The sequence below is a fragment of the Neisseria sp. P0014.S002 genome (assembly GCF_051958295.1).
GTDB lineage: Bacteria > Pseudomonadota > Gammaproteobacteria > Burkholderiales > Neisseriaceae > Neisseria > Neisseria flavescens_B.
Genome location: NZ_JBQCVO010000013.1, coordinates 1 through 23,865 on the forward strand (window position 1 = coordinate 1; position 23,865 = coordinate 23,865).

17 protein-coding genes are annotated in these 23,865 nt (G+C 39.2%); 16 read left to right on the top strand and 1 reads right to left on the bottom strand.

What is annotated here, in order from left to right; genetic code table 11:
- Positions 1-1,148, bottom strand: a 1,148-nt coding sequence (locus tag ACTHSX_RS09680) for a DUF6531 domain-containing protein (RefSeq protein WP_440377530.1), incomplete at its 3' end; no start/stop codon positions are given.
- Positions 1,149-1,481: 333 nt separating this feature from the next.
- Between ACTHSX_RS09680 and ACTHSX_RS09685 the strand changes: the two genes are divergently transcribed.
- The 16 genes from ACTHSX_RS09685 to ACTHSX_RS09760 all read left to right on the top strand — a co-directional run bounded on the left by ACTHSX_RS09685 (position 1,482) and on the right by ACTHSX_RS09760 (position 23,630).
- Positions 1,482-2,036 carry a TagF domain-containing protein gene (locus ACTHSX_RS09685; RefSeq protein WP_440377531.1) on the top strand — a complete coding sequence of 185 codons (555 nt, stop codon included), beginning with the start codon at positions 1,482-1,484 and terminating at the stop codon, positions 2,034-2,036.
- Between the two features lie 4 nt (positions 2,037-2,040).
- A complete protein-coding gene (gene tssA, locus ACTHSX_RS09690; protein ID WP_440377532.1) occupies positions 2,041-3,099 on the top strand; it encodes a type VI secretion system protein TssA in 1,059 nt (352 codons plus the stop codon).
- An 80-nt stretch (positions 3,100-3,179) separates the two neighbouring features.
- Entirely contained in the window at positions 3,180-3,695 is a 516-nt protein-coding gene (gene tssB / locus ACTHSX_RS09695; RefSeq protein WP_137041013.1) for a type VI secretion system contractile sheath small subunit, read from the top strand.
- 34 nt (positions 3,696-3,729) lie between these two features.
- On the top strand, positions 3,730-5,229 hold the full coding sequence (gene tssC / locus ACTHSX_RS09700) for a type VI secretion system contractile sheath large subunit (RefSeq protein ID WP_137041014.1): 1,500 nt from the start codon (positions 3,730-3,732) through the stop codon (positions 5,227-5,229).
- An 81-nt stretch (positions 5,230-5,310) separates the two neighbouring features.
- On the top strand, positions 5,311-5,793 hold the full coding sequence (locus tag ACTHSX_RS09705; RefSeq protein ID WP_003761730.1) for an Hcp family type VI secretion system effector: 483 nt from the start codon (positions 5,311-5,313) through the stop codon (positions 5,791-5,793).
- A gap of 155 nt (positions 5,794-5,948) precedes the next feature.
- The gene (locus ACTHSX_RS09710) at positions 5,949-6,764 is read left to right on the top strand and encodes a type VI secretion system accessory protein TagJ (protein ID WP_254320859.1); all 816 of its coding nucleotides are present in this window, start codon (positions 5,949-5,951) and stop codon (positions 6,762-6,764) included.
- Positions 6,765-6,797: 33 nt separating this feature from the next.
- Positions 6,798-7,310 (top strand): type VI secretion system baseplate subunit TssE, encoded by a 513-nt coding sequence (tssE, locus tag ACTHSX_RS09715; protein WP_250589700.1) that lies wholly within the window; start codon positions 6,798-6,800, stop codon positions 7,308-7,310.
- Positions 7,307-9,283 (top strand): type VI secretion system baseplate subunit TssF, encoded by a 1,977-nt coding sequence (locus ACTHSX_RS09720; RefSeq protein ID WP_440377533.1) that lies wholly within the window; start codon positions 7,307-7,309, stop codon positions 9,281-9,283. Before tssE ends, ACTHSX_RS09720 begins: the two co-directional genes overlap by 4 nt.
- Positions 9,280-10,320, top strand: coding sequence for a type VI secretion system baseplate subunit TssG (tssG, locus tag ACTHSX_RS09725; protein ID WP_440377534.1), 1,041 nt, complete (start codon positions 9,280-9,282; stop codon positions 10,318-10,320). The genes ACTHSX_RS09720 and tssG overlap by 4 nt, the downstream gene beginning before the upstream one ends.
- Before the next feature lie 85 nt (positions 10,321-10,405).
- Positions 10,406-13,057: a type VI secretion system ATPase TssH gene (gene tssH, locus ACTHSX_RS09730; protein ID WP_440377535.1), complete on the top strand. Its 2,652-nt coding sequence runs from the start codon at positions 10,406-10,408 to the stop codon at positions 13,055-13,057.
- Positions 13,058-13,191: 134 nt separating this feature from the next.
- Positions 13,192-13,815, top strand: coding sequence for a type VI secretion system lipoprotein TssJ (tssJ, locus tag ACTHSX_RS09735; protein WP_440377536.1), 624 nt, complete (start codon positions 13,192-13,194; stop codon positions 13,813-13,815).
- A 35-nt stretch (positions 13,816-13,850) separates the two neighbouring features.
- The gene (gene tssK, locus ACTHSX_RS09740; RefSeq protein WP_440377537.1) at positions 13,851-15,197 is read left to right on the top strand and encodes a type VI secretion system baseplate subunit TssK; all 1,347 of its coding nucleotides are present in this window, start codon (positions 13,851-13,853) and stop codon (positions 15,195-15,197) included.
- A gap of 24 nt (positions 15,198-15,221) precedes the next feature.
- Positions 15,222-16,484: a type VI secretion system protein TssL, long form gene (gene tssL / locus ACTHSX_RS09745; protein WP_440377538.1), complete on the top strand. Its 1,263-nt coding sequence runs from the start codon at positions 15,222-15,224 to the stop codon at positions 16,482-16,484.
- A 31-nt stretch (positions 16,485-16,515) separates the two neighbouring features.
- On the top strand, positions 16,516-20,073 hold the full coding sequence (tssM, locus tag ACTHSX_RS09750; protein ID WP_440377539.1) for a type VI secretion system membrane subunit TssM: 3,558 nt from the start codon (positions 16,516-16,518) through the stop codon (positions 20,071-20,073).
- A 130-nt stretch (positions 20,074-20,203) separates the two neighbouring features.
- Complete coding sequence (locus tag ACTHSX_RS09755) at positions 20,204-22,477, top strand: type VI secretion system Vgr family protein (protein WP_440377540.1); 2,274 nt, start codon at positions 20,204-20,206, stop codon at positions 22,475-22,477.
- A gap of 16 nt (positions 22,478-22,493) precedes the next feature.
- The gene (locus ACTHSX_RS09760; RefSeq protein ID WP_440377541.1) at positions 22,494-23,630 is read left to right on the top strand and encodes a DUF2169 family type VI secretion system accessory protein; all 1,137 of its coding nucleotides are present in this window, start codon (positions 22,494-22,496) and stop codon (positions 23,628-23,630) included.
- Positions 23,631-23,865 lie beyond the last annotated feature (235 nt).

Below are 23,865 nucleotides of genomic sequence, written 5' to 3' on the forward strand. Positions count from 1 at the left end.
CGTCCGTAAACGGCGGTCAAATCGCCGTAGCCGTCGTAGTCGTAGCGCACCAGTTCTTTGCCGTTGAAGGTGACGGAGGTGAGGCGGTTGACGTAGAAACGTTCGTCTTTGGAAACGAAGACGTCCCGTTCTCCGGCCGGATCGAAGTCGGGATCGTTGTCGTTCAGACGGATGGAGGAGAATACGGGTTGGAAGTGTCGGCCGCTGCCGTCGTAAATGCTGTGCGGCAGTCCGTTGTCGTTGTAGCAGAGGCGGATATGGCGGCCGTTGCGGTCGAGTTGGGCAACCAGTTGGTAAATGCCGCAGCCGGAATCGACTTCGGCAAACAGCAGTCGTGCGCCGCCGTCGGGGGAGGCGATTTGGTAGAGGTCGTCTGAAATCTGTGAAAAGAAGATTTGTTCGTAAGGATCGAAATAGGCGTCATCCAGACCGTAGGGGTCTTCTTCGGCGGAAGCAGATCTTGGTGCAGCCTCTTCTTCATATAAATCGTCTTCATCTTCGTCAGCTGCGGAATAAGGCTCGTCCGCTTCATCGCTGATATCCGGCAACGAAATTTCCCTACCCTGCTCATCAATATAAAGGAATCCGTCGGCAGTACGGGCAAGACGCATAGAGAACGGCAGCGACCAACCCTGCCCCAACCAGCCATTGCCTATTTGGTCGGAATAGTAGCTGCGCTGCCAAACAAGAGGAAGCGGGGAGTCAAAAGCAAAGTCAGTCTCTGTATCATCAAATAGGACTTTGATACCGAGTACGGCATTGACAGGGTTACCGATAGCTGCAGCAACCTTACAGGGTATGCAGTGGCCATGACCAGAAGTAACCACCCCGCCATCAGAACCTGCTCCGCTACCTCCACCGAAACCACTGACCATTTTTCGAGAAGGTAGCCTAATACTAGACACACCTGGAACCATTGAAGCGAGCGAAACTACATCAGATACGGCATCAGCCACATTAGCTGCAGCAGAGTCAGGAGCAACCAAAGAAAGGGCACTAGAGGCAACATCGGCTACCATCTCTATCACATCTACCGGCCCGGCCGCATTAGTCAGCGGTTCTGGCGGATTGGCAGAACCTTGAGACACCATGGCAGGTGCAGAAGGCTGAGGAACAAGAATACCTATGGTGTTACCGGAAGAGGACATGCGATTACTCCGTCGAAATCCTAATTAATCTACAAGTAGAAACCTCAAAACAAGGAACCTCAATCACTTTCTGAGGACTTTGCACGCGTTATTTTGCAAAAATTATAACAAACAATAAGCTATAAATAAAACTGTATTTGATAAACTTTATTATTCATATTTCATATAGTAAGCGCATATTTTTAAAGATTATTTACATTTCTTAGGTTATTATTTCAAGCGGTTTAAATTTATATTTATCAATACATCGAATTATGCTAGAGTACGAGTTTAGCAGTTGTATCTAATTAGCAACTTGGGAATCTAAAACCTCTTCTCTTGTGATGACTACTTATGCTTAAGCAAAATGAAGTCTATTTTTTTGGCAAACTGAATCAATCACGTGATTTTATTTTCTCCGAGAATCTTCAAACTAACGATAGATTCTTTTGGGATAACTGGTTTAACCGATGTTCCGGCCAAAACAAATTAATTTCATTCACTCGAAAAACATATTCCCCTTTGCAAATTTGGCTATTTTGTATCAAATTACCTGATGGTCTTATTTATACAGGCATAACTGCTGGTAGTTCTGATAAAATTGGCAGAAAATATCCATTTGTGTTATTTTATAAACCTAGCTCTATTCCTGAATCACTTGATTCTCTTTTTTCTCTTTTAAAGAAAAAAAATTCCTTTCACGAGATATTAAAAGAAGGGAAATGTTGTATCGAAGATTTTTACAATAGTGATACAACAGGGAACCCTATCCTCTCTGAATCCTTTCACAACTTTTTATCTGATTCAGACGGCATTGGTAGTTTTTGGCAAGAAATTGAAAGCGGTGACCACATAAAACATGAAGGCCTCCCCTCATGCTCACTGTTTAATAAGTTATTTGGATCTTAAGTAGATGAACACATTTCCTCGATGGGACGAACCTATCTCTATCGATAGTCCTGAAGGTGTAAATATCGAATACGACAGCCGCTTTTTAGAACTACAAAGCGTAGCTGAAGGCAAACCAGAACAACAGTATGGTGACACGATTATTCCGGCAGAAGAAGCTGATTGGGCAACGGTAGAAAAGTTATGCAATCAATTGCTAGCTGAATCTAAGGATTTGCATGTCCTAGCCTACTATACACAGGCGCTTACAGCCAAACATGGACTCGTAGGATTCTGTGCTGGTTGCGAAGCAATCAGAGCTAATATAGACCTGTATTGGGAATCCATTTATCCTAAACTAGAGGATGAAGACGGTGAATTTGACCCATTTTACAGGATTAATGCCCTTAGTTCCTTTACCACACTTGATGGCGTCATAAAAGAAATTCTTTCATCTAAATTATTGATAAATGGGTTAACCCAACAGCCAATTACTGTAAAAGAAGCTGTTTCTATCTTACAAGGGAATGATCCACAAAATTATCCGGGAGGTAAAGAACGGCTAATGCTCGATATTAGGGTGAATGCCGATACGGGGAAACCTGAATTAACCGCATTAATTCAGGCATTGGACTGTCTGAAAGACATCCAACGCATTTTCTCGTCTAATTTACAGGATGAACACTCACTTGATTTTGATGTTATTCAGAAACCTCTTACCCTAATTCACAAAGCCATCAACTATAATGATGGGAGTACTCCCTCAGTACAACAGACAGAACAGTCAGAGTTACCCTCTAAAACTAACAGCTCAACTATTACACAAGAACAATCTATTCAAGAGGCCGATGCATGGCGCCGTCTGAATATTAAAAATCGGGCTGATGTTGATTTAGCCTTAGAGAAAATCTGCATTTATTTTGAAACTCTTGAACCCAGTCACCCTGCACCACTGTTTATCCGCAGGGTACAACGACAAATGAATATGAACTTTTATGACATCATGAAAGATATTAGCCCAGAAAGTATTGCCAATTTAGAAGTTTTAATTGGCAAGCCGGATGAAGATACAGCAAATTCATGAACCTAGCATACCTCATCCGCGATTTAGTAAAATTTTTTTAATAAATACACAACATTATTAATCATCCTAAGGTTATAACCATGTCACGAAATAAATCATCAGGTCAAAAGTTTATTGCTCGTAATCGAGCTCCTCGCGTGCAAATTGAGTATGACGTAGAGTTGTATGGTTCAGAGAAAAAAATCGAACTGCCTTTCGTTATGGGTATTATGGCCGATTTGGTTGGCAAACCTGTTGAGCCCTTACCTGAATTAGCTGAACGAAAATTCTTAGAAATTGATGTAGACAATTTCGATGAACGCATGAAAGCCCTTAAACCTCGCGTTGCCTTCAACGTAAAAAATACATTGACAGGTGAAGGGAATTTGAATGTAGAACTCGAATTGGAAAGCATGGATGACTTCTCACCAGCGGCAATAGCTAAAAAAGTAGCACCTCTAAATGAACTTTTACAGGCGCGTACTGAACTATCTAATTTACTCTCATATATGGATGGTAAAAGTGGGGCTGAAGAATTAATTGGAAAAGTCTTAGGGGATAGCGAATTGCTAAAAAGTCTTGCAGCTGCACCTAAATCAACATCCAAAGATGAATAATAGTCTCTAATAAAACTAGAAGTGAAAGTAAATCATGGCTGAAAAACAATTAGATACCCTAGGAAATGGTAGTTCGCAACATGTGTTTGCAACCAATGAATTTGAACAGCTGCTTCAAAAAGAATTCAAACCTAAAACAGAAGAAGCTAAAAGCGCTGTAACTAATGCAGTCGCAACATTGGCTCAGCAAGCCCTACAAAATGCCGTGACCATTTCAGATGATACCTATCAAACTATTGAAGCAATTATTGCCGAACTTGATAGAAAGCTTTCTGAACAAATCAACTTGATCTTGCATCATGAGGATTTTCAAAAACTTGAAGGTGAATGGCGCGGCCTACATCATTTAGTAACAAACACTGAAACAGATACTTTGTTAAAAATCAAAGTATTGCCTATTTCCAAAAAAGAAGTTGCTCGTAACTTAAAACGCTTTAAAGGTACAGCCTGGGATCAAAGCCCACTCTTTAAACGCATCTATGAGGAAGAGTATGGCCAATTCGGTGGCGAACCTTTTGGTTGCTTAGTTGGTGACTATTATTTTGATCATTCTGCCCCTGATGTAGAAATGCTCAATAGCCTTGAAAAGATTGCCGCGGCTGCGCACTGCCCATTTATTGCAGGTGCATCTCCTAAGCTAATGCAAATGGAATCTTGGCAAGAATTAGCTAATCCGCGCGACCTGAGCAAAATCTTCCAAAATGCGGAATACGCTCCATGGCGAAGTCTGCGTGAATCCGAAGACTCTCGTTATATCGGCTTAGCTTTGCCTCGTTTCCTGTCTCGTCTGCCTTATGGTGCCACGACAAACCCCGTAGATGAATTTGACTTTGAGGAAGAGACAGAGGGTGCGGATCATAACAAATATACTTGGGCCAATGCAGCTTATGCAATGGCAGTAAATATTAACCGTTCATTTAAATACTATGGCTGGTGCACTGCCATTCGTGGCGTAGAATCAGGCGGTATCGTTGAAAATCTTCCCTGCCACACATTCCCAACCGATGATGGCGGTGTAGACATGAAATGCCCAACAGAAATTGCCATTAGCGACCGCCGTGAGGCAGAGCTGGCTGCATTGGGCTTTATGCCATTAATCCATCGTAAGAACACAGATTTAGCTGCATTTATCGGTGCACAATCTTTGCATAAACCATCTGAATATTATGATCCAGATGCTACTGCCAATGCACGTTTGTCTGCTCGCTTGCCTTACTTATTCGCATGTTGCCGTTTCGCACACTACTTAAAATGTATTGTTCGCGACAAAGTTGGCTCATTCCGTGAACGTGATGACATGGAACGTTGGTTGAACGAATGGATTATGAATTATGTAGATGGAGACCCCGCTAACTCCACCCAAGAAACAAAAGCCCGTAAGCCATTGGCTGCTGCAGAGGTAGTTGTAGAAGAAGTAGAAGATAATCCAGGATACTACACTTCTAAGTTCTTCCTGCGTCCTCATTATCAACTTGAGGGACTTACCGTTTCTCTACGCTTAGTTTCCAAATTGCCTTCGACTAAACAAGAATAGTCAGGCTTAGTTTATTTAGTTGGGTATATTTAGTGCCCTGTTGTTAAATCGCTTGTATTTTTTAACTAGGAGAGTAAAAAAATGGCTATTGATATGTTCATGAAAGTCGAAGGTGTAAATGGCGAATCAAAAGATTCTAACCACAAAGACTGGACTAACATCGAAAGTTTTGACTGGGGTGCAGAGCAACCTGGTTCAATGACTAGCGGTGGTGGCGGTGGTGCCGGTAAAGTCAATTTCAATGACTTGACCGTAGTTGCCGCTATCGATAAAGCAGCTCCAACCATTCTGAAAAACTGCGCTACCGGCCAACACTTGAGCAAAGTAGAAATTTCTGTTTGCAAAGCTGGTGGTGAGCAAATTGAATACTCACGCACCACATTGGAAGATGTCTTGGTAACTGGTGTGAAATTCATTGGTGTACAAGACAATGATGCGCTGAAAATGCGTTATTCATTCCAAGCTGCAAAAGTGAAAAACCAATATTGGGAACAAACCGATAAAGGTTCTAAAGGTGCTGAAGTTCAAATGGCCTTCAATATCAAAGAAAATAAATCTGCATAATTGATATGTAGATTTCATTAAAGAAGCCTGACTTAAAAGGCATTTTTAAGTCAGGCTTCATACATAATGACTTTACTTTTTAGACGGCATTATTTACTGAAAAATTAGTTCTAGCTGTAGTTGCTATTCTTTTAAATAAAGAAGGAATTATTGAAATGGATTTGAAAACTAAATTATCGGACATGATTGAGCTTGTGCGTTCAAATCCTGACAATCAAGAACATCGTTTAGCGCTGATTCAATATCAGTGTCTGTGCGCAAAATGGGAACAGGCTTTAAAACAGATTGGACAATATCAAAAACTGTTTCCTCATACCCAAAAACCTTTAATGCTTTATCTTATTGAAAATATTTCTGCTGAAATGCGGCGTCAGGCAGTTTTGGAAGCCCAACAAAAACCAAAAACACTAGAACTACACGCAAGCAAACTTGATATTCTTCAAAAGCAACTCTCTTTAGTTGCCCATGTTTCAGAACAGAAAAACAAATCCCTTGTCGATGATTATACTGTGCTATCTGAGAATATAGAAGGCTCCCCCGTACATATTACTTACCTTTTAGCAGATAAATCAGTTTCCGAGATTGATAGTGACTGGATTATTGATGGAGACGTACGTACTGCCTTCGTTTATGAATATTTCTATCAAGGTCACTACTACTGGCAAACATGGGATTCTATTGAAAATATTTCTTTCAAGACTCCAAGTTCCTTACTGGACATCATTTGGAGGCCGTCTGAAATCAAATTTACAAATGGTGAATGTATTCAATGTACCAGCCCTGCTCGTTATGCTGTTATGCCTGGGGAAGAAACAGCATGGTCAGATCTGCTAATGAAGTGTTCACAAACTGACTGGATAGAAATAGCAGAGCAACTCTTTACAGGGGTTGGTCAAAAAACTTTGTATACCGACAACCATGATTTTGGCCTTTTAGATATTCGTAATATTAGATTTGAACAAAACCATTAAAATCTATCTATCTTTCAAACTCAACAATTAAACATGTCGCAATTCAAAAATCAACTGTTACCCTCTTTATTTGACAGACTAACAGATGAAGAGCCACGCAGAAAAAAAGAGGCACGCTCCGATCAGGTCATTAATCTTGATCAATATCGGCAAGCCGTACTGCGTGATATTCTTTATTTACTGAATACATGCAACATACAAGCAGAAACTATGGGGATTGGCCTGACTGAAAATGTACGTTCTTCTACATTAAATTACGGTATCCCTCCCCTTTCTGGTGTTAATTTTTCCGATATTGAATGGCAAGATGTGGAACAGAACATCAAACAAGCTATCATCGATTTTGAACCGCGTCTTGAAAATAAGACTTTGCAAGTGATCGTAAATACCTCAGACGATGATGATGATGCTTTACACAATAAACTCATTATTGAAATTAAAGGTTACCTGAAACTCAATCCTTATCCTAAAGAATTCTTGCTACGAACCAGTATGGATGTTGAAACAGGATTGTTTGACTTATTAGATGGGGGAAATGGGGCTTGAATAATAAATTACTGTCTTACTACAACAAAGAGCTAACTTTTCTAAAGGAAATGGGTAAAGAGTTTGCAGCCCAATATCCTAAGATAGCCTCAAGATTAGCCTTAGATACAACTGATATTCCTGATCCATATGTTGAAAGACTCTTGGAAGGGGTAAGCTTTCTTACCGCACGCACCCAACTTAAACTGGATGCGGAGTATCCTCGTTTTGTCCAAAGAATCTTAGAAGTTGTTTATCCTGACTTCATCAATCAAAAACCGGCTGCAGCTATCGTCAATCTAGAACCTACCAGTCAATATAACGCTGATGTGATCAATCTACTGGACCGGGGCAAAATATTGAGGTCTCTGCCCATTGACGAATTCAAAGTCAGTTGTCCATTTTCTGTAACTAAAACTACTGAAATTCTGCCACTTCGTATTGAAAAAGCCAAATACACTGACTCAATAGGTTATTTACCAAACACACTCCCTGCGCTCAAACACTCCCCTAGTAAGAAAGTACAATCTGCCTTACGTTTGGATTTTTCATTGAGCGTACCAGGCGCATGTTCAGAGATGTTGCCAGATGAATTATCTATATTTTTAGGTACAGAACTTTCCAAATCTTCTTCATTGCTGTTTCTATTGGCTTCTGAATGCGTAGGTGTTGTTTGCCACAGTTACGAAAATCCAAAACAATGGTTTTACCCATTGCCTACTACACCAGAACATCGTGGTTTTCGAGAAGATGAAGCCTTATCATTTAATTTAGATAAATCGGTGAGTGCATTCCGAATTATGCAGGAGTATTCACGCCTACCGGAAAAGTTTCTATTTATTTCTCAAAAAAATATTAAACAAGCCGTCCAACAAGCCGAGAAAAAAGGACATTTGCCTAAAGTACCTGAACATTTAGAGGAAATCATAAACGATAAGGGAGTCAATAAAAAAATTATTACTTATCGTAAACGCTATTTTAGTCTTTCATTTTTATTCAGTAATAAAATACCTGAATTAACTGAACTGATCGGTGTGGATGATTTTTCTGTAAATGCCGTACCAGTCATTAACTTATTCAGAAAAAAAAGCTCACGCTTCCCGGTGAATATTCAAGATCAAGAGCACCATGTCGTTATCGACCGTACTCAGCCCCTGAATTATGAAGTCTACGCTATCGAGCAAGTAAAAGGCTTTGATACTAACAACCTTCAAACCGTAGTATTTTCACCGATGTACAAAGCACCGGATATAGGACTCTTTCCTGAGGCGCAAACTCAGCATGCTTATTTTTCTGCTCGTCGTGCTGATAGAGTACCATCCGAAAACTCAGCTAAAAATGGTTTTCGCTCTTCCTATTTAGGTAGTGAGGTATTTTTATCTCTTGCTAATAATCAGAATTACGCCTTTAATTCAAACGTACAGCACCTTTCTGTCGATGCTTGGTGTACAAGCAGAGATTTGCCTCTAATCATGCCTCGAGACGGAGAATCTGACTTTCTTATTGAGGGATTTTTGCCAGTCAAATCGATTAAACTGATTTCTAAATTAACAAGGCCCCAAGAAGCAGTAAGTGAAGATAGGACACTTTGGTCATTTTTAAATCAATTGAGCTTAAATTACCTATCTCTTTTGAATACTGATAAAGAAGATGCACCTGTTGCTTTGAAAGAGCTTTTAACAGTATTTGTTTCTTCTGAAAGCGATTTGCTGAAAAAACAGATTGAATCAATTACACGAGTTGAAACCTCAATTATTAACAAAGTAGTCCGTCATTATGGAGTTGCAGCCCCTATCAGAGGAATCAACATTATCGTTACACTGGATGAAGCTCAATTAGGCGGTGTTCATCCTTTCCTATTTGGATCAGTTTTAAACCATTATTTCCGACGTTTGGTGTCTATTAACTCATTTGTACAATTGCGAATTGACACACTTCAGCAAGGTCATATTGCTACTTGGCCGTCTGAAATTGGGGAGAGAATGATTATATGAGTCCAGTCAACCCTAAAACAGATTTTGGTGACTCATTAGACAATGCTTGGGATGAAAAACTTACAGTCTTTTTAAATAAAGTTTCCTCTCAACCGTATAAGTATGATTATTTTTCACTCTTGCGCCAGCTTGAGTCCGTTAAATTTATTACTGGTGGGCAAATATTAGGCAAAGCTATTAGCCCAAAAATGGAGAAAATAAGGATCCGCCAAAATCCTTCGCTTACTTTTGCCCCACGCAATCTCCAATCGGTAACCTTATCACCACATTATGTAGAAATTTCCATTAATGGATTTGGTCTGTTTGGCCCATCTGGCCCACTACCTCTACATTTAACCGAGTATGCTTATGAACGCCAACATCAACACGGTGACCGGGCATGGACCGGTTTTGCAAATATGTTGCAACACCGCCTGGCTATCTTATTCTATCGAGCGTGGGCAAATGCCCAAAGCATTACATCTTTAGATAAAAATGCTGAAGACCGCTTCGGAAAATACATTGCCAGTTTTAATGGCCTTAATATTCCGACCACATATCACAAAGGTTTAATCCACGAATTTGCTAAACGCTATTTTTCCGGTCTATTGATAAAACAAAGCCGATCTGCAGTCAACCTGCAACAACTGCTCACTCGCTATTTCCAAGTTCCCGTTAACATTCAAACTAACGTAGGGTACTGGGTTGAAGTTGAAGAAGAGAAAACGCAAATTGGGATTATGGGCAACTACACACTTGGTGACGGTTTACTACTAGGTGACAAACTCTATGATGTGCAAAGTAAATTTCGAATTATTATTGGCCCACTTACGCTGTCAGCCTACCAATCATTCTTTAAAGATGGTATTAATACAGCCCGTTTACAAGAATGGGTTCGTTTATTTGCCGCAGAAGAATATGAATGGGATATCCAACCTATTCTGATGCAAAAAGAAGTTCCACTGATGGATTTAGGAGGAAACACTCAACTCGGCTTATCAACTTGGCTGGGGAATGTTTCCCGAAATGCAGAAGACTTGATTGTCAACAATCATTAATCGGCTTTTTTAGACGGCCATCGTCGATAAAAGCTTTAGAAAACTATTTTGGACATATTTGAAATAATTTAATTAAGGACGTCTTATGTCAAACATCAGCCGCAGTGTATTATTTGGTAAATTAAATACTACCTTATATAAAACTTTGGAAAATGCCTATACCTTCTGTCGTCTTCGAGAAAACAGCTATGTTGAATTAGTACACTGGCTACACTCTCTACTTCAAACTGAAAAAACAGATATCTTCTACCTGATAAATCAGTTTAACTTAGATGAAGCCAAAGTACGAAAAGATGTATTGGCTGCAGTAGAAAAACTGCCTGTTGGTGCTACTGCCGTTATTGACTTCTCCGAACATATCCAAACCCTTGTCGAACAAACTTGGACATACAGTTCACTAAAATTTGGTACAGACAAAATCCGTACAGCTCATATTTTCTATACCATGCTGCAAAATAAGACTTTGCAGGGTATTTTGGCCAATATTTCATCTGAATTCCTGAAAATCAAACCGGAAACATTAGCAAACAATATTATTGCTATTACTGCTAACTCTGAAGAAAATCTTGATGTTACCCAGAATGCCTTATCTTCTGAGCCTAATGCTACTCACAAAGAAAGTGCCTTAGCTAAATACGGCAGCAACCTTACCGAAAAGGCTAAAAATGGCGAAATAGATCCAATCACAGGCCGCGACACTGAAATCAGACAAATGATTGACATCCTAATGCGTCGCCGTCAAAACAACCCGATTCTTACAGGTGAAGCCGGTGTTGGTAAGACTGCTGTGGTTGAAGCTTTGGCATTACGTTTAGCTGCCGGGGATGTCCCTCCTGGATTGAAAGACGTTCAATTAATTCTATTGGATATCGGCTTACTCAAAGCTGGTGCCAGTGTTAGCGGAGAATTTGAATCACGCCTCCGAGCAGTTATGGACGAAGTAGAATCCAGTCCAACCCCAATCGTGCTATTCATCGACGAAATCCATACTTTAATTGGTGCTGGTGGCGCTGCCGGTACTGGTGATGCTGCCAACTTACTCAAACCTGCATTAGCTCGTGGCAAACTTCGTACTATTGGTGCAACCACATGGGCAGAATACAAAAAATATTTTGAAAAAGATCCTGCCCTAACTCGGCGCTTCCAAGTTGTACAAGTAGATGAACCCGATGAAGAAAAAGCCATCAACATGCTTAGAGCATTGAATGCTTCTCTAGAAAAACACCATAAAGTGATCATTCTTGATGAAGCAATCCAGGCTGCTGTAAAACTTTCCCACCGCTATATTCCAGCACGTCAGCTCCCTGATAAAGCTGTCGGCTTGATTGATACTGCCTGCGCACGTGTTGCAGTCAGCCAACATGCTGTGCCTGGCAGTATTGAATATCTACGCAAGAAGTTAGAAGCATTAAAACTTGAGCAAGCAAATTTAGAACGTGAGAAGAAACTCAGTTTCGACTCTGAAGCTCGGATCACAAATATTGGTAAAGAATTAACTGAGGTTGAAAGCCGTCTGAAAAAATTAGAAGACAGATGGAAATCTGAAGTAGACTTGGTTGCAGAGCTATTAGCTGTACGTGAACAAATCATGCAGGTTGAACAAGAAACAACCAATGAAGAAAACAAACAGTTGCGCACCCGCCAAAAAGAGCTGGTTACTAAATTGAAAAAACTGCAAGGTGTCCAACCCCTAGTTATGCCGTTAGTAGACAGTCGGACAGTTGCTGACGTTGTAGCAGACTGGACAGGAATCCCTGTCGGAAAAATGATGAAAGACGAAGTTGAGGCTGTATTACAACTTGCTGACACCTTAAATAAACGCATCATCGGACAACGCCACGGTTTGGATGCGATTGCCCGCCGTATTCAAACTTCACGCGCAAATCTAGACAATCCCAACAAGCCTATTGGTGTTTTCATGCTTGCAGGTCCTTCCGGTGTGGGTAAAACAGAAACTGCTCTGGCTCTAGCCGATACATTATATGGTGGTGAACAAAATGTGATTACCATCAACATGAGTGAATATCAAGAGGCTCATACTGTATCCACTTTGAAAGGAGCTCCTCCAGGTTATGTGGGCTATGGTGAAGGGGGCGTATTGACTGAAGCTGTACGTCGCAAACCTTACAGTGTTGTCTTGCTCGATGAAGTAGAAAAAGCACACCCAGATGTTCATGAAATCTTTTTCCAAGTATTCGACAAAGGCTGGATGGAAGATGGCGAAGGCCGCTATATCGACTTTAAAAACACCATTATCATTCTTACCACCAACGTTGGTACAGATTTAATCATGGATATGTGTGATGACCCCGAAATGTTGCCTACTCCAGAAGGCCTAACTAAAGCCCTGCGTACTCCCCTGCTGAAAACTTTCCCAGCTGCTTTATTAGGCCGGATGCAAGTTATTCCTTACTACCCACTATCCGACGATATGCTCTCAAAAATTGTTGAATTGCAATTAGACCGTATCGTAAAACGCATTAAAGATAATCATGGTATCGACCTACACTATACCCCTGAAGTGTTAAAACTAATCACTTCACGTTGTACAGAAGTTGAATCAGGTGGCCGCATGATCGATGCGATTCTTACCAATACGGTTCTACCACAAATCAGCCAAGAACTACTTACTTGCGCAACACAGGGAAAACAAGTTTTGAGCGTAAATATCGACGCAAGCAATCATGACTTCAATTACCAATATAAATATAAACTTAGAAAGAAAAATACTTTATAATTCTAAGCAAAATAAGAAATCTTAGTATTCGATCGACAGTTATAGACCAACTAGCTCCTAAAGTCTAGGCAGTCGATTAATTTAAAATTTCTATCATTAAATACAATCGCTATTGATGTATCTAGGTAACCAAAATGCATGGAAAACTGATAAAATATATATCATTTGTAATGATATCTTTGATGGTAAGCGCATGTGCGTCCAACCATAAACCGCCAAAAGAATCTGACGAAAGTGGAGAAAAAATTGATGTCCAAATTATAGTTTCTCCCGATGTCAATCCAAATTTAGTTGATCAACCCTCCCCTATCAGATTGGATTTGTATCAACTGTCATCTGATGGTGAATTTAAAAAAGCAAACTATTTTGATCTTACTAATAATGCTAAAGAAACTTTAGGTGATAAATTAATTCAACAAAACCAATTCATGTTACACCCTGATACAGTTACTGTATTACCTATCAAAATGGATTCCCACCTGAAATATTTAGGTGTTGTTGCCAGTTATCGTGATTTGGACAATAGTCAATGGAGATTGATTTTATTAAAACAAAAACAACGATGGTATCAGTTTGGTAAACACTATTTCTACGTGAATATTGGGAAAAATGAATTGTATCAATTATCGAAATCAGAGATGCAAGAAATGCTGAAAGAATATAAAGAGCGCCATCCTGATAATCAGCTCATCAAAGAAAATGGGGAAACTCGCAAGAACAATAGTGACCTTAGCAAAGGTATTTTCCGTGAGGAATAAATGCTTATATATATAAATAATTTGAGGTTGAATACATGGCAATTGAAGCAAAAGTAGTTTGGTCAGAAGGAATCTTTATTACTCCTCAGCATTTCCAGCAATTTGAACGTTATCTTGAGTCAGGATTACGTCAACTTGCTGTTTCTAAAGAGGGTTATTTTTGGGGATTTTCATCTTTAGTACTGAATTCAGACGGCCTCAAACGTGGTGTACTCGGTATTCGTGAAGCAGAAGGTATTTTTCCTGATGGTTCTATATTTGTGTTTTCCCAAAAACAACTTGAAAATTTAAGCTTAAAAGTACCTGAAAACATAAAAGATACTAAAGTTTACTTAGCTATTACTCTGCCATCGTCTGTCAATAATGAGATTGACTTTCTAAATCAAAACTCTTCTGCTAACTCTTACCGATATAAAGCATTTGAGAAAACCCTTGCAGATACAACTAACTCCGAATTAGACGGTCGCCAAATTACACTAGCAGATCTTAATCCCACATTGATTTTAGAAAATGATTTAACTAGCAATCAAACCGCCCTTCCTATTGCAGTTATCCGATCCAGTTCAGCAGACTTTGAAATCATTCTAGACGAATCATATATTCCTCCTTCCCTAGGAAGCCAAAAGCAACACCACCTAAAAGCTTATATTTCGGAAATATATGGCTTATTAATGCAAAAAAGCAATAGTCTAGCTAACGCTGTAAACGATCCGAATACCGGAGGTTCTGTTGAAGTAATGGACTTTATGATGCTTCAGACTATCAATCGGTACTTGGCTTATTTGCATCATGAAAATGAAGGCGCTCGCCAAACTCATCCAGAACAATTATTTGTCAACTTATCAAAATTATGTGCTGATTTAATGACTTTCCTTCCTTCACGTAAGGTAGGTGATATTCCTATTTATGAACACAATGATCTAGCATCATGTTTTGGTAAATTATTTTTTAACTTGCGCAAATCACTGTCTATTGTTCTTGAACAAAGAGCAATTAGAATTCCACTAGATTTGCGTGATGAAGCAACTCGAGTTGCTCAAACTCCTGATCAAAGCTTACTGGATAAAGCTTCATTTGTCTTAGCCATCAAAGCTGATATGCCCAACGAAGCCTTGCGCCAAAAAATTCCAAGTGTAGTAAAAATAGGTACTGTAGAAAAAGTTAAGGAATTGGTTGCTTACCATTTACCTGGAATTAAAGTTCATGCGTTATCCGTGGCACCAAGAGAATTACCATACCATAGTGGTTATGTTTATTTTGAATTAGATAAAAAACATGAATTATGGGATATGTTTGATACTTCCTCAGGTATGGCTTTCCATTTGGCTGGTAATTTCCCTAATTTAGATGTTGAGTTTTGGGCGATTAAGTCTTTAAGTTAATTTGATTTAATTTGGAATTTCATTATGAATAACCAGAATAATACTGCAAACAACGCAGTAAATGTTTATAACCCTTTAATTGAAGCTGCTAAACCTGTTTTTATCTTGGCTAACTCTATGCAACAAACTACTAGTCAATTATCTACTGACAGCCTAATTAATAAATTCTCTCTCTTAATTAATAATTTTGAAGAGAATGCTGAAAAAAATGGAGCTAAATATGATGCTATTCAGGCTGCAAAATACTGTCTTTGTACATTTGTAGATGAATTAGCAGTCCGTGCCGGCTGGGCTGATGAAACTTGGTCAAAGAATAGCTTATTAGTATCTTTTTATGATGAAACTTGGGGTGGAGAACGTTTTTTTGAAATCATTCAAAATTTGAAACAAGATTCTGATAAAAATATTAATTTATTAGAGTTTATGTATTTATGCCTGCAATTTGGTTACAAAGGTAAGTACCAGGTTCTAAACAATGGGGAACTTGAGATCGATAAAATTAAAAGAGACTTACTTGCCTTAATTCACAGTAAGCGACCTGACCAAACTGTTAATCTTTTTAAACATAACCCGATTATTACAAATAATATTCAAAGAAAACGCAGACTTGCTATTCCTTTATGGGTAGTTGGCGTATTAGGAGCTGTTGCATTGGGGATAGGCTATTTTACAATGCAATGGTCATTAGGTGATAAATTCAATACCGCCAGCATAAAAGTGAACAGCCTCAAACTTCCTTCAGCAATAACCAAACAACAGGATGCACAAAATACAGTCCGACTACGGCCTTTGTTGGAAAATGAGATTGCTAGGAAATTAGTATCTGTAGAAGATTTTCAAGACAGAAGTACTATTACTATTTTAGGTGATGGCTTATTTGAATCTGGCTCTGCGCAAATACAAGACCAATATTATCCTGTTTTAGCTGCAGTTAGTCAGGCCTTAGATAGTGTAGAAGGACAAATTATTGTTACGGGATACACTGATAATCAGCCAATTCAGAGTTTGAATTTTCCATCTAATTGGCATTTATCACAGGCTCGGGCAGATGCAGTAAAAGAAATTTTATTAAATTACGTTAAAAATGGCGGAACACGCATCCGTTCTGAAGGACGAGGCTCAACCGATCCTGTCGCACCAAACGATACTTTAGAAAACAGAGCTAAAAACCGAAGAGTTGAAATTACATTATTTACTACAGGAACTGGACCCAAACTAGGTAGCACAGTCGAAATAAAAAACGATACCTCCAATTCTCAACCAAACGGTAGTGTAAGCACACAATAATCTATTTTAGATTGATACGGAAAAAATAGACATGAAAAAAATTATTTATTTTCTAGGTTCTCGCTCTTTATGGGTGATGTTGGGTATTACCGGCCTGATTATATTAGTATGGTTTATTGGACCATTGATCTCCATAGGTGAAGTTCGCCCTTTAGTAAGCAAAACTATTCGTTTTGCAGTGTGTGCCATTATTATTGGTATTTGGTTGGCTAAAGCCATATTTCGCCAATATCGTGAATCTCGACGAAACGCTGCTTTATTGAAAGAAATTCGAGCAGCCCAAGAGCCTATTTTAAAAAGTGCAAATGATGTTAGCTCTATGAGCCGCCAGTTTGCTGAAATGGACAAAGTATTAAAAAATGCTAAATTTTCTAAATCTAAAAACAGTTTGTTGGCTAGACTAGAAGAAGGTCAATACCTCTACCAAATGCCATGGTATGTTGTCCTAGGGGCAGCAGGATCTGGTAAAACAACTGCACTCAAACGCTCTGGTCTTAACTTCCCTTTAGAGAGCACTTTAGGGACATCTGTAAGTGGCCTAGCAGGTACACGAGATTGTGATTGGTTTCTGTCGGATGAAATAGTATTTCTCGATACAGCTGGTAGATTATCTTTACATGACAATCATAGCAGTAAAGACTCTAGTGACTGGGAAGAGTTTGTAACGCTACTACAACGTTACCGACCTAAACAGCCAATAAATGGAGTATTGGTTACTGTAGGTGTAGATGATTTGTTGGGCGGGAAAACCAACATAACAGAAATCTCAGTAGAACTGCGTAAAAGAATCCATGAAATGCATACTAAATTAGGTATACATTTCCCAGTTTATCTTATGATAACCAAACTGGATTTATTGCATGGTTTTAATGAATTCTTTGACCATCTAACTGAAGAACAAAGAAATCAATATTTAGGAATTCCTCTATCTAATACAGAAGGAATGGAAACTCCTATCGCTACTGCTTCTAATGCCTTAGCAGATATTGTAGATAAATTACGCTCCTCTATGTTGGGCACAGTTCATCAATTAGAATCTACTGAAGATAAAGCTGCAGCTTTTGCATTCCCAGAGGAGTTTGAGCGCCTTAATCAAGCAGTACTTTCTCTATTTAAAGAGCTGTCTAAATCTTCAAAATTTGAGCAACCTATCGCATGGAGAGGTGTTTATTTTTCAAGTGCGACACAAACAGGACAACATCTCAACCCTATACTGGAAGGTTTGCAAAGTGATTTCCAATTATCTAAAAAATACTTGGATTCAAACCAGGCCTCTACTCAGAATAACGAACATAGCTTTTTCTTAAATAGACTCTTTGCTGACGTTATTCTTAGCGAGGCAAATTTAGCTGGTGAGAATAAATCTTGGTTCGTCAAAAAACAAATCTTGTATTGGCTAGGTATTGGAGCTATTGCAACTGTAGTAATTGCATGTTTAACAATGATGCTGAATAGTTACTCAAATAACCAATCATATCTTGAACAGGTTGATAAAAAAGCAACTGACTTAGCTTTAGATGTAAAAAAATATACAGACAGCCCTGATTTACTTAAGGCTGTAACATTTGCTGAACAAGTTAGAGATACAACTACCAGTAAAGAAATTCCAGATTTATTATCCCCTCCTCTGAGCTATCGTATGGGTCTTTATCAAGGTAGCCAAATGAAAGATGTTGGGGAGTCAGCCTATTATAGAATTCTTCAAGACAACGTAATGCCATTAATCAGCTATAAGTTGGATGAACTTCTACGCACAGCTAATGGTTCTAACAATATTAATAGCTATGATGCATTAAAAGCTTATCTTATGATGTTCCACAAAGAACATTTTGATGCTGCTTTTATGCAAAACTGGTTAATGTCCAATTTGTCTAAAACAGAATCATCAGGCATGAGTGACCAACAAAAAAAATCTGTTGAAAAAGCTCTGAATCAGATTCTTTCAAAACAAAGCATTACACCAAGTGTTCCCTATGACGAAGAATTAGTAGAACGTCGTAGACAGGAAATTGCACAAAGAGACATTGCAACCATGGTATTAGAAGATACTATAAACACAGTTACTCTCTCAGGAAAAGAAGGAGTTACACCTGTATCTTTTTCAAGTATGGGTGGTGTGCAAAGTCACTTGCTATTCCGACGTAAGACTGGTGGGGCTTTAAAAGAACCTATTAACTTTATTTATACCAAAGAAGCCTACATTACTAAAGTTTTACCTGCCATGGTTAAATCTGCAGAGCAGTTTTTTAATGAAGACAACTGGGTATTAGGTAACTATGCTTCTTTAGGCCAAAGTAAAGCATCTGTTCTTTCCGATGCCCAAAGAATCTATTTCAGTAATTACATTAAAGTTTGGAATAGTTATTTATCTGATTTGTCATTAGTAACACCAAAGTCATCACGAGAGAGTACTCAAATTGCCAAACTGCTATCTGAAAAGAACTCACCTTTAGTCAATATTATTAAAGGAATTAGTGATAATACGACTTTAACCATTGACAAACGAATAACAGAAAAAGCTGGAAGCAAAATTACCGATTGGTTAAATAGAGCAGGACTCTCAAAACTCTTAGAGAGTGAAGAGGGGAATAATGTGAAAAATGAATTGGTTGCTTTAAAACAAGCAACTCCAGTCGATGATGCTTTTGCAGATTTCCATACATTAACTGAAATCACAAATGATCAACCTCCTGCTATTAATAATGTCACAGAAGCTATAAATGATTTATATGTTTATTTAGTTGCTGTTAATGTTGCTGTAGAAAAAGGAGTGGACTTACCACCTGATGATCCTTTCGTAAAATACAAGGCTGAAGTAAATAGACTGCCACCTCCCTTTCGCCAAATGTTAGATAACTTTTCTGAAATTATTCTGAAAAACACTAACAAAATTGTTGATGAAAAGCTTTTGTCTACTTTAGAAAAACAAATAGCTACATTAACTAATAGTTGCCAAGAAATACATCAACAAGGATACCCTTTCGATAAAGGGTCGGAGGACAATGTTGCATTAGAGAGTTTCGCCAGTATATTTGGTCCCAATGGTATCTACAGTAAATTTACAAACTTGACTGGTGAAGCTGCCGTATTGGCACGCTCAGAAAAACTGGAAACTTTAACTGCTAAAAATGATGCTTTTAAAGATCGTTTTGCAAAACTAAATGATATAGAAGACATCCGACAAGGATATTTTGATAAAGGCTCAGAAACTCCTACATTTGACTTCTCAGTTAAAGTTTTGATTCTTGATACTAGTTTAGAAAGTGTAAATATCTCATATGCAGGGAAAAGCTATTTATACAGCCATGGTCCTGTAAATCCTGTAACCTTTACTTGGCCATCAAAGAGTGAAAATGCTTTAGCTAAAATAGATATCTCCTCTCCCCAAATTAATAGCGCAGGTATTAGTTCAACTGGGCCTTGGTCAATCTTCCGCCTTATTGAAAAAGGTAAAATTATTCGCCAAACAGGAAATACCACCGTTGTCGAATACAATATTAAAGGAAAAAATCTTGTACTTGAATTTACTACTTCTACTGCCTTTAATCCCTTTAATTTAAGTAAATTAAGGAATTTTCAGTGTATTTAAAAGTCTCAATAACGATGTAAATAATATTGTCTAGAATATTACTTTCACATATTTTATCCCTATTTAAAATATAGGATAAAAATACTTGTACCCGGAATATTGGTTTAAGATTGACAAGGAGTTTCCCTAAATGAATAGAACTATCGTTGCTCATACGCCTTTGGGATCACAACTATTATTCAAAAAAATGCTTGGAACAGAATCCGTTTCAAATCTGTTTGAGTTCAATATTACATTGGTCTCTCAAAACCCAAACTTGCGAGGCAAAGATATTATTGGTCAGTCTGTAACATTGGAAATTGATACCGAAGCAAGTAATCCTCGTTATCTAAATGGTCTAGTTACCGATTTTGGCTACATTGGAGAAGATGAGGATGAAGAAGGTTATCATGCCTATACCTGTACCACTCGTCCATTCATGTGGTACCTCACTCAAAATACGGACAGCAGAGTTTTCGTTGATAAGTCCGTATTAGATATCGCTAATGAAGTCTTAGCACCATTCGGATTCCCATACCAGATAAAATGTCAAAAAGGGTATCGAACAAGAGGCTTTTGTGTTCAGTATCAAGAAAATAGCTTTGATTTCTTAAACCGCCTATTTGAACAAGAAGGTATCTACTATTATTTTGCCCACAGTAACGGTTCACATGAGCTGGTTATTACTGATGATGTCGGTATTTTAGAAGCTATTTCATCTCCTAATATCCCCTACCATTCTCGAAATACTGCACCGGGGGCGCCAAATATCGCCTATATTGATATTTGGGAAGAACGAGATGCTTTAAAATCTAGTCAATTTGTTACTCAAGAATACAATTATAAAAATGCCAAAGTTCCGATGATGTCTTCAGATTCAGTTCATGACTTTAATTCGGTATCTATGGAACACTATGACTTCTACACAGGTTTTAGTGATGTGGCAGAAGCACAAAATTACAGTCAGGTTCGTAGTGAAGATTTGAAAAGCCAAACCAAGATTATTACTGGCTCAGGTACTGCACTAACACTTGCTCCAGGTTATACGTTTATCCTGAGCAAACACCCTCATGCATCTTCCAATACCGAATATACTATTCTAAAAGCTGATTATGATTTCGAAGAGGCAGGCTATACGTCTGGAGACCGTATTGGCAAATTTAGAATCTCATTCCGCGTATTACCTAAATCTTATCCATACCGCCCTCCTCTTAAAACTCCCAAGCCAAAAGTTTTAGGGACACAAGCAGCTACGGTAACAGGACCTGCAGGTGAAGAGGTCTACACCAATGAATATGGCGATATTAAAGTCCAGTTCCACTGGGATCGCTACGGAAAAATGGATGAAAACAGTTCCAACTGGGTACGAGTAACTCAGGGCTCTGCTGGTGCTGGCTATGGCTCTATTAATACACCACGCATTGGCGAAGAGGTACTGGTTGATTTTATTAATGGTGATGCTGATCGACCTATTGTATTAGGTCGTCTGTATAACAGCGCAATGTCGCCACCATGGGGATTTCCTGCTGCAGCCAAGCAATCTGGTATCAAGAGTAAAAGTTTTAACTCTCCATTAGCCAACTTTAACGAATTGATGTTCAATGATACTGCTGGGTCTGAAATGGTCAACTTCCAGGCACAGAAAGACTTGACCTCACTTGTTAAGAACAATGAAACCCGCAACGTCAACAACGACCGAACCACTACAATTGGTAATAATGAAACTGTAACAGTAGTAGGTGATCGAGCTAAAACTGTTCAAAAAAACGAAACTGCCTCAATTACCCAAAACCGTACTAAATCAGTCGGCCAAAACGAAACTTCCAGTATCACCCAAAACCAAAGCATTAGTGTCGGCCAAAACCAAAGTACTTCTGTGGGTAAAGATCAAAGCGTTTCTGTCGCTAAAAATCGAACCCATTCTGTTGGCCTCGATGAAAACATTGGCATCGGAAAAAATCAGGCTTTGACTGTGGGCTTGGATCAAAACATTTCTATTGGCAAAAATCAAGCGTTGACCGTTGGCGCCAATCGTAACAAGACCATTGTATCTAACGAAGTTAGTAGTATTGGTGGTAATAAGCAGGAAACTGTCAGCCTAAATGGTATGAGCAACGTTGGCATTGGACAAATGACCAACATTGGGGCTGGCTATATGCTAAATGTCGGAGGTGGTTGGATGACCAACGTTGTTGGTGCTGAAATGCATAGTGTTGGCCTGGTTATGGGGCTTAATGCAGGCTTAAATATTGGCCTTAATGCCGGCAATAAAATTACCTTATCTGCAGGGAGCAAAATTACCCTTCAAGTAGGCAACTCTATGATTGTAATAGATAAAAATAAAATCTCTATCGTTAGTAAAAAAGTTAAAATCGTTGGCACTAGTGTAGTAGATATGGACGGCAAAAAAGTCGATATCAACTAAAAGAAAAGGTATATCAATGTTCGAATTGGAGAACTTTACCTGCTTTCATACGCAGCAATTTAAAAACATCGACCAGTTAGATCGAACATATGATGTTGTAGTTGCTAAAGTCAGTTATGAGTTTGAAATCGATCCCGTAACAGGAAAAACTGTACTTAAGTTTGCCCAAGAGCAGACGCCTCTTACATTTGCAGATACTTTTTACGGTGAACCATCTCAAACTTCAACTCAGTTTGAAAGCGACTTTTGCCTTTATAAACCTAAAACTGATTTAGTGATCAATGCAATCGCCTATGCACCTAATGATACTCCCGCTCGGCAACTTGCCGTAGCGGTGAGTATTGGCGATTATCAAAAGAGTCTGGCTCTTACTGGCGAGCGCTACTGGGTAAGAGAGATAGCAGGATGGTCTCTAAGCGAACCAGATCCCATTCTCTCCTTACCTATCCGCTATGAATTTGCCTTTGGCGGTGGTGCAGTTGAAGACGATCATGAAGGGCATCAGCAAAATCCTGTCGGTATTGGTTATTATCCCAAATCCCAACTCAAACAAAATGGATTCAAGCGGATATTAAAGGCTCACCAGATTTATGACCCAAGCCATCCGATACGAGATCCTGCTGAAAATGTTGCTCCCGAAGGATTCGGCTTTATGCCCCGTTATTTTGCACAACGGGCACGACATTCAGGTACTGCCGATGCTGAATGGATAGCTAACCGTGCACCTTTATTGCCGGAAGATTTTTCTATGGCTTATTGGAACGGTGCTCATCCTTCCCTTCAGTTGCCACATCTAAAGCCTAACCATATCTATACACTAGGATTTACCGGCATGGTACATTCCTTTCAAGCACCCAATCAGTACTTTACTGTCGAACTACCGGTAGAGACTGTATTTGTACATGCCCATACCGCATCGAATATGTCTTTGTGTAAAGACATGGTGTTGGATACCGTACTCGTTGATGTAGAACAACGCCGTATTGACTGTACATACCGGACTTCTTTTGCAGAAGAGCTGGAAATTTCTGCATGTCAACTCAGATTTATTGCTCGACATGAATGGGCAGAACAAATCGCAGCCGCAGTTGCATACCATACTTCACAAGATAAATTTATCCCGATACCGCCTTCTCTTGCGGCACTCGCGTAAACAACCCAAAGGCCGTCTGATTCCCAACTAATTGCAGCCAACTTTTCAGACGGCCTCTATCCCCCCAACAGGAGCACCCCATGGCCGTCAATAAAATCGCCCGTAAAAGCAGCAAGTTCCGCGTTGTCTTTACCGTCCCCGATTTCTGCTGGCCGCCACCACCCGCTCCCCCTTCTGTTCCGCCTATTCCCTTCCCGCTCTTTGCCGACCTCGGCGGTGCTAAGACCGTCGCCAA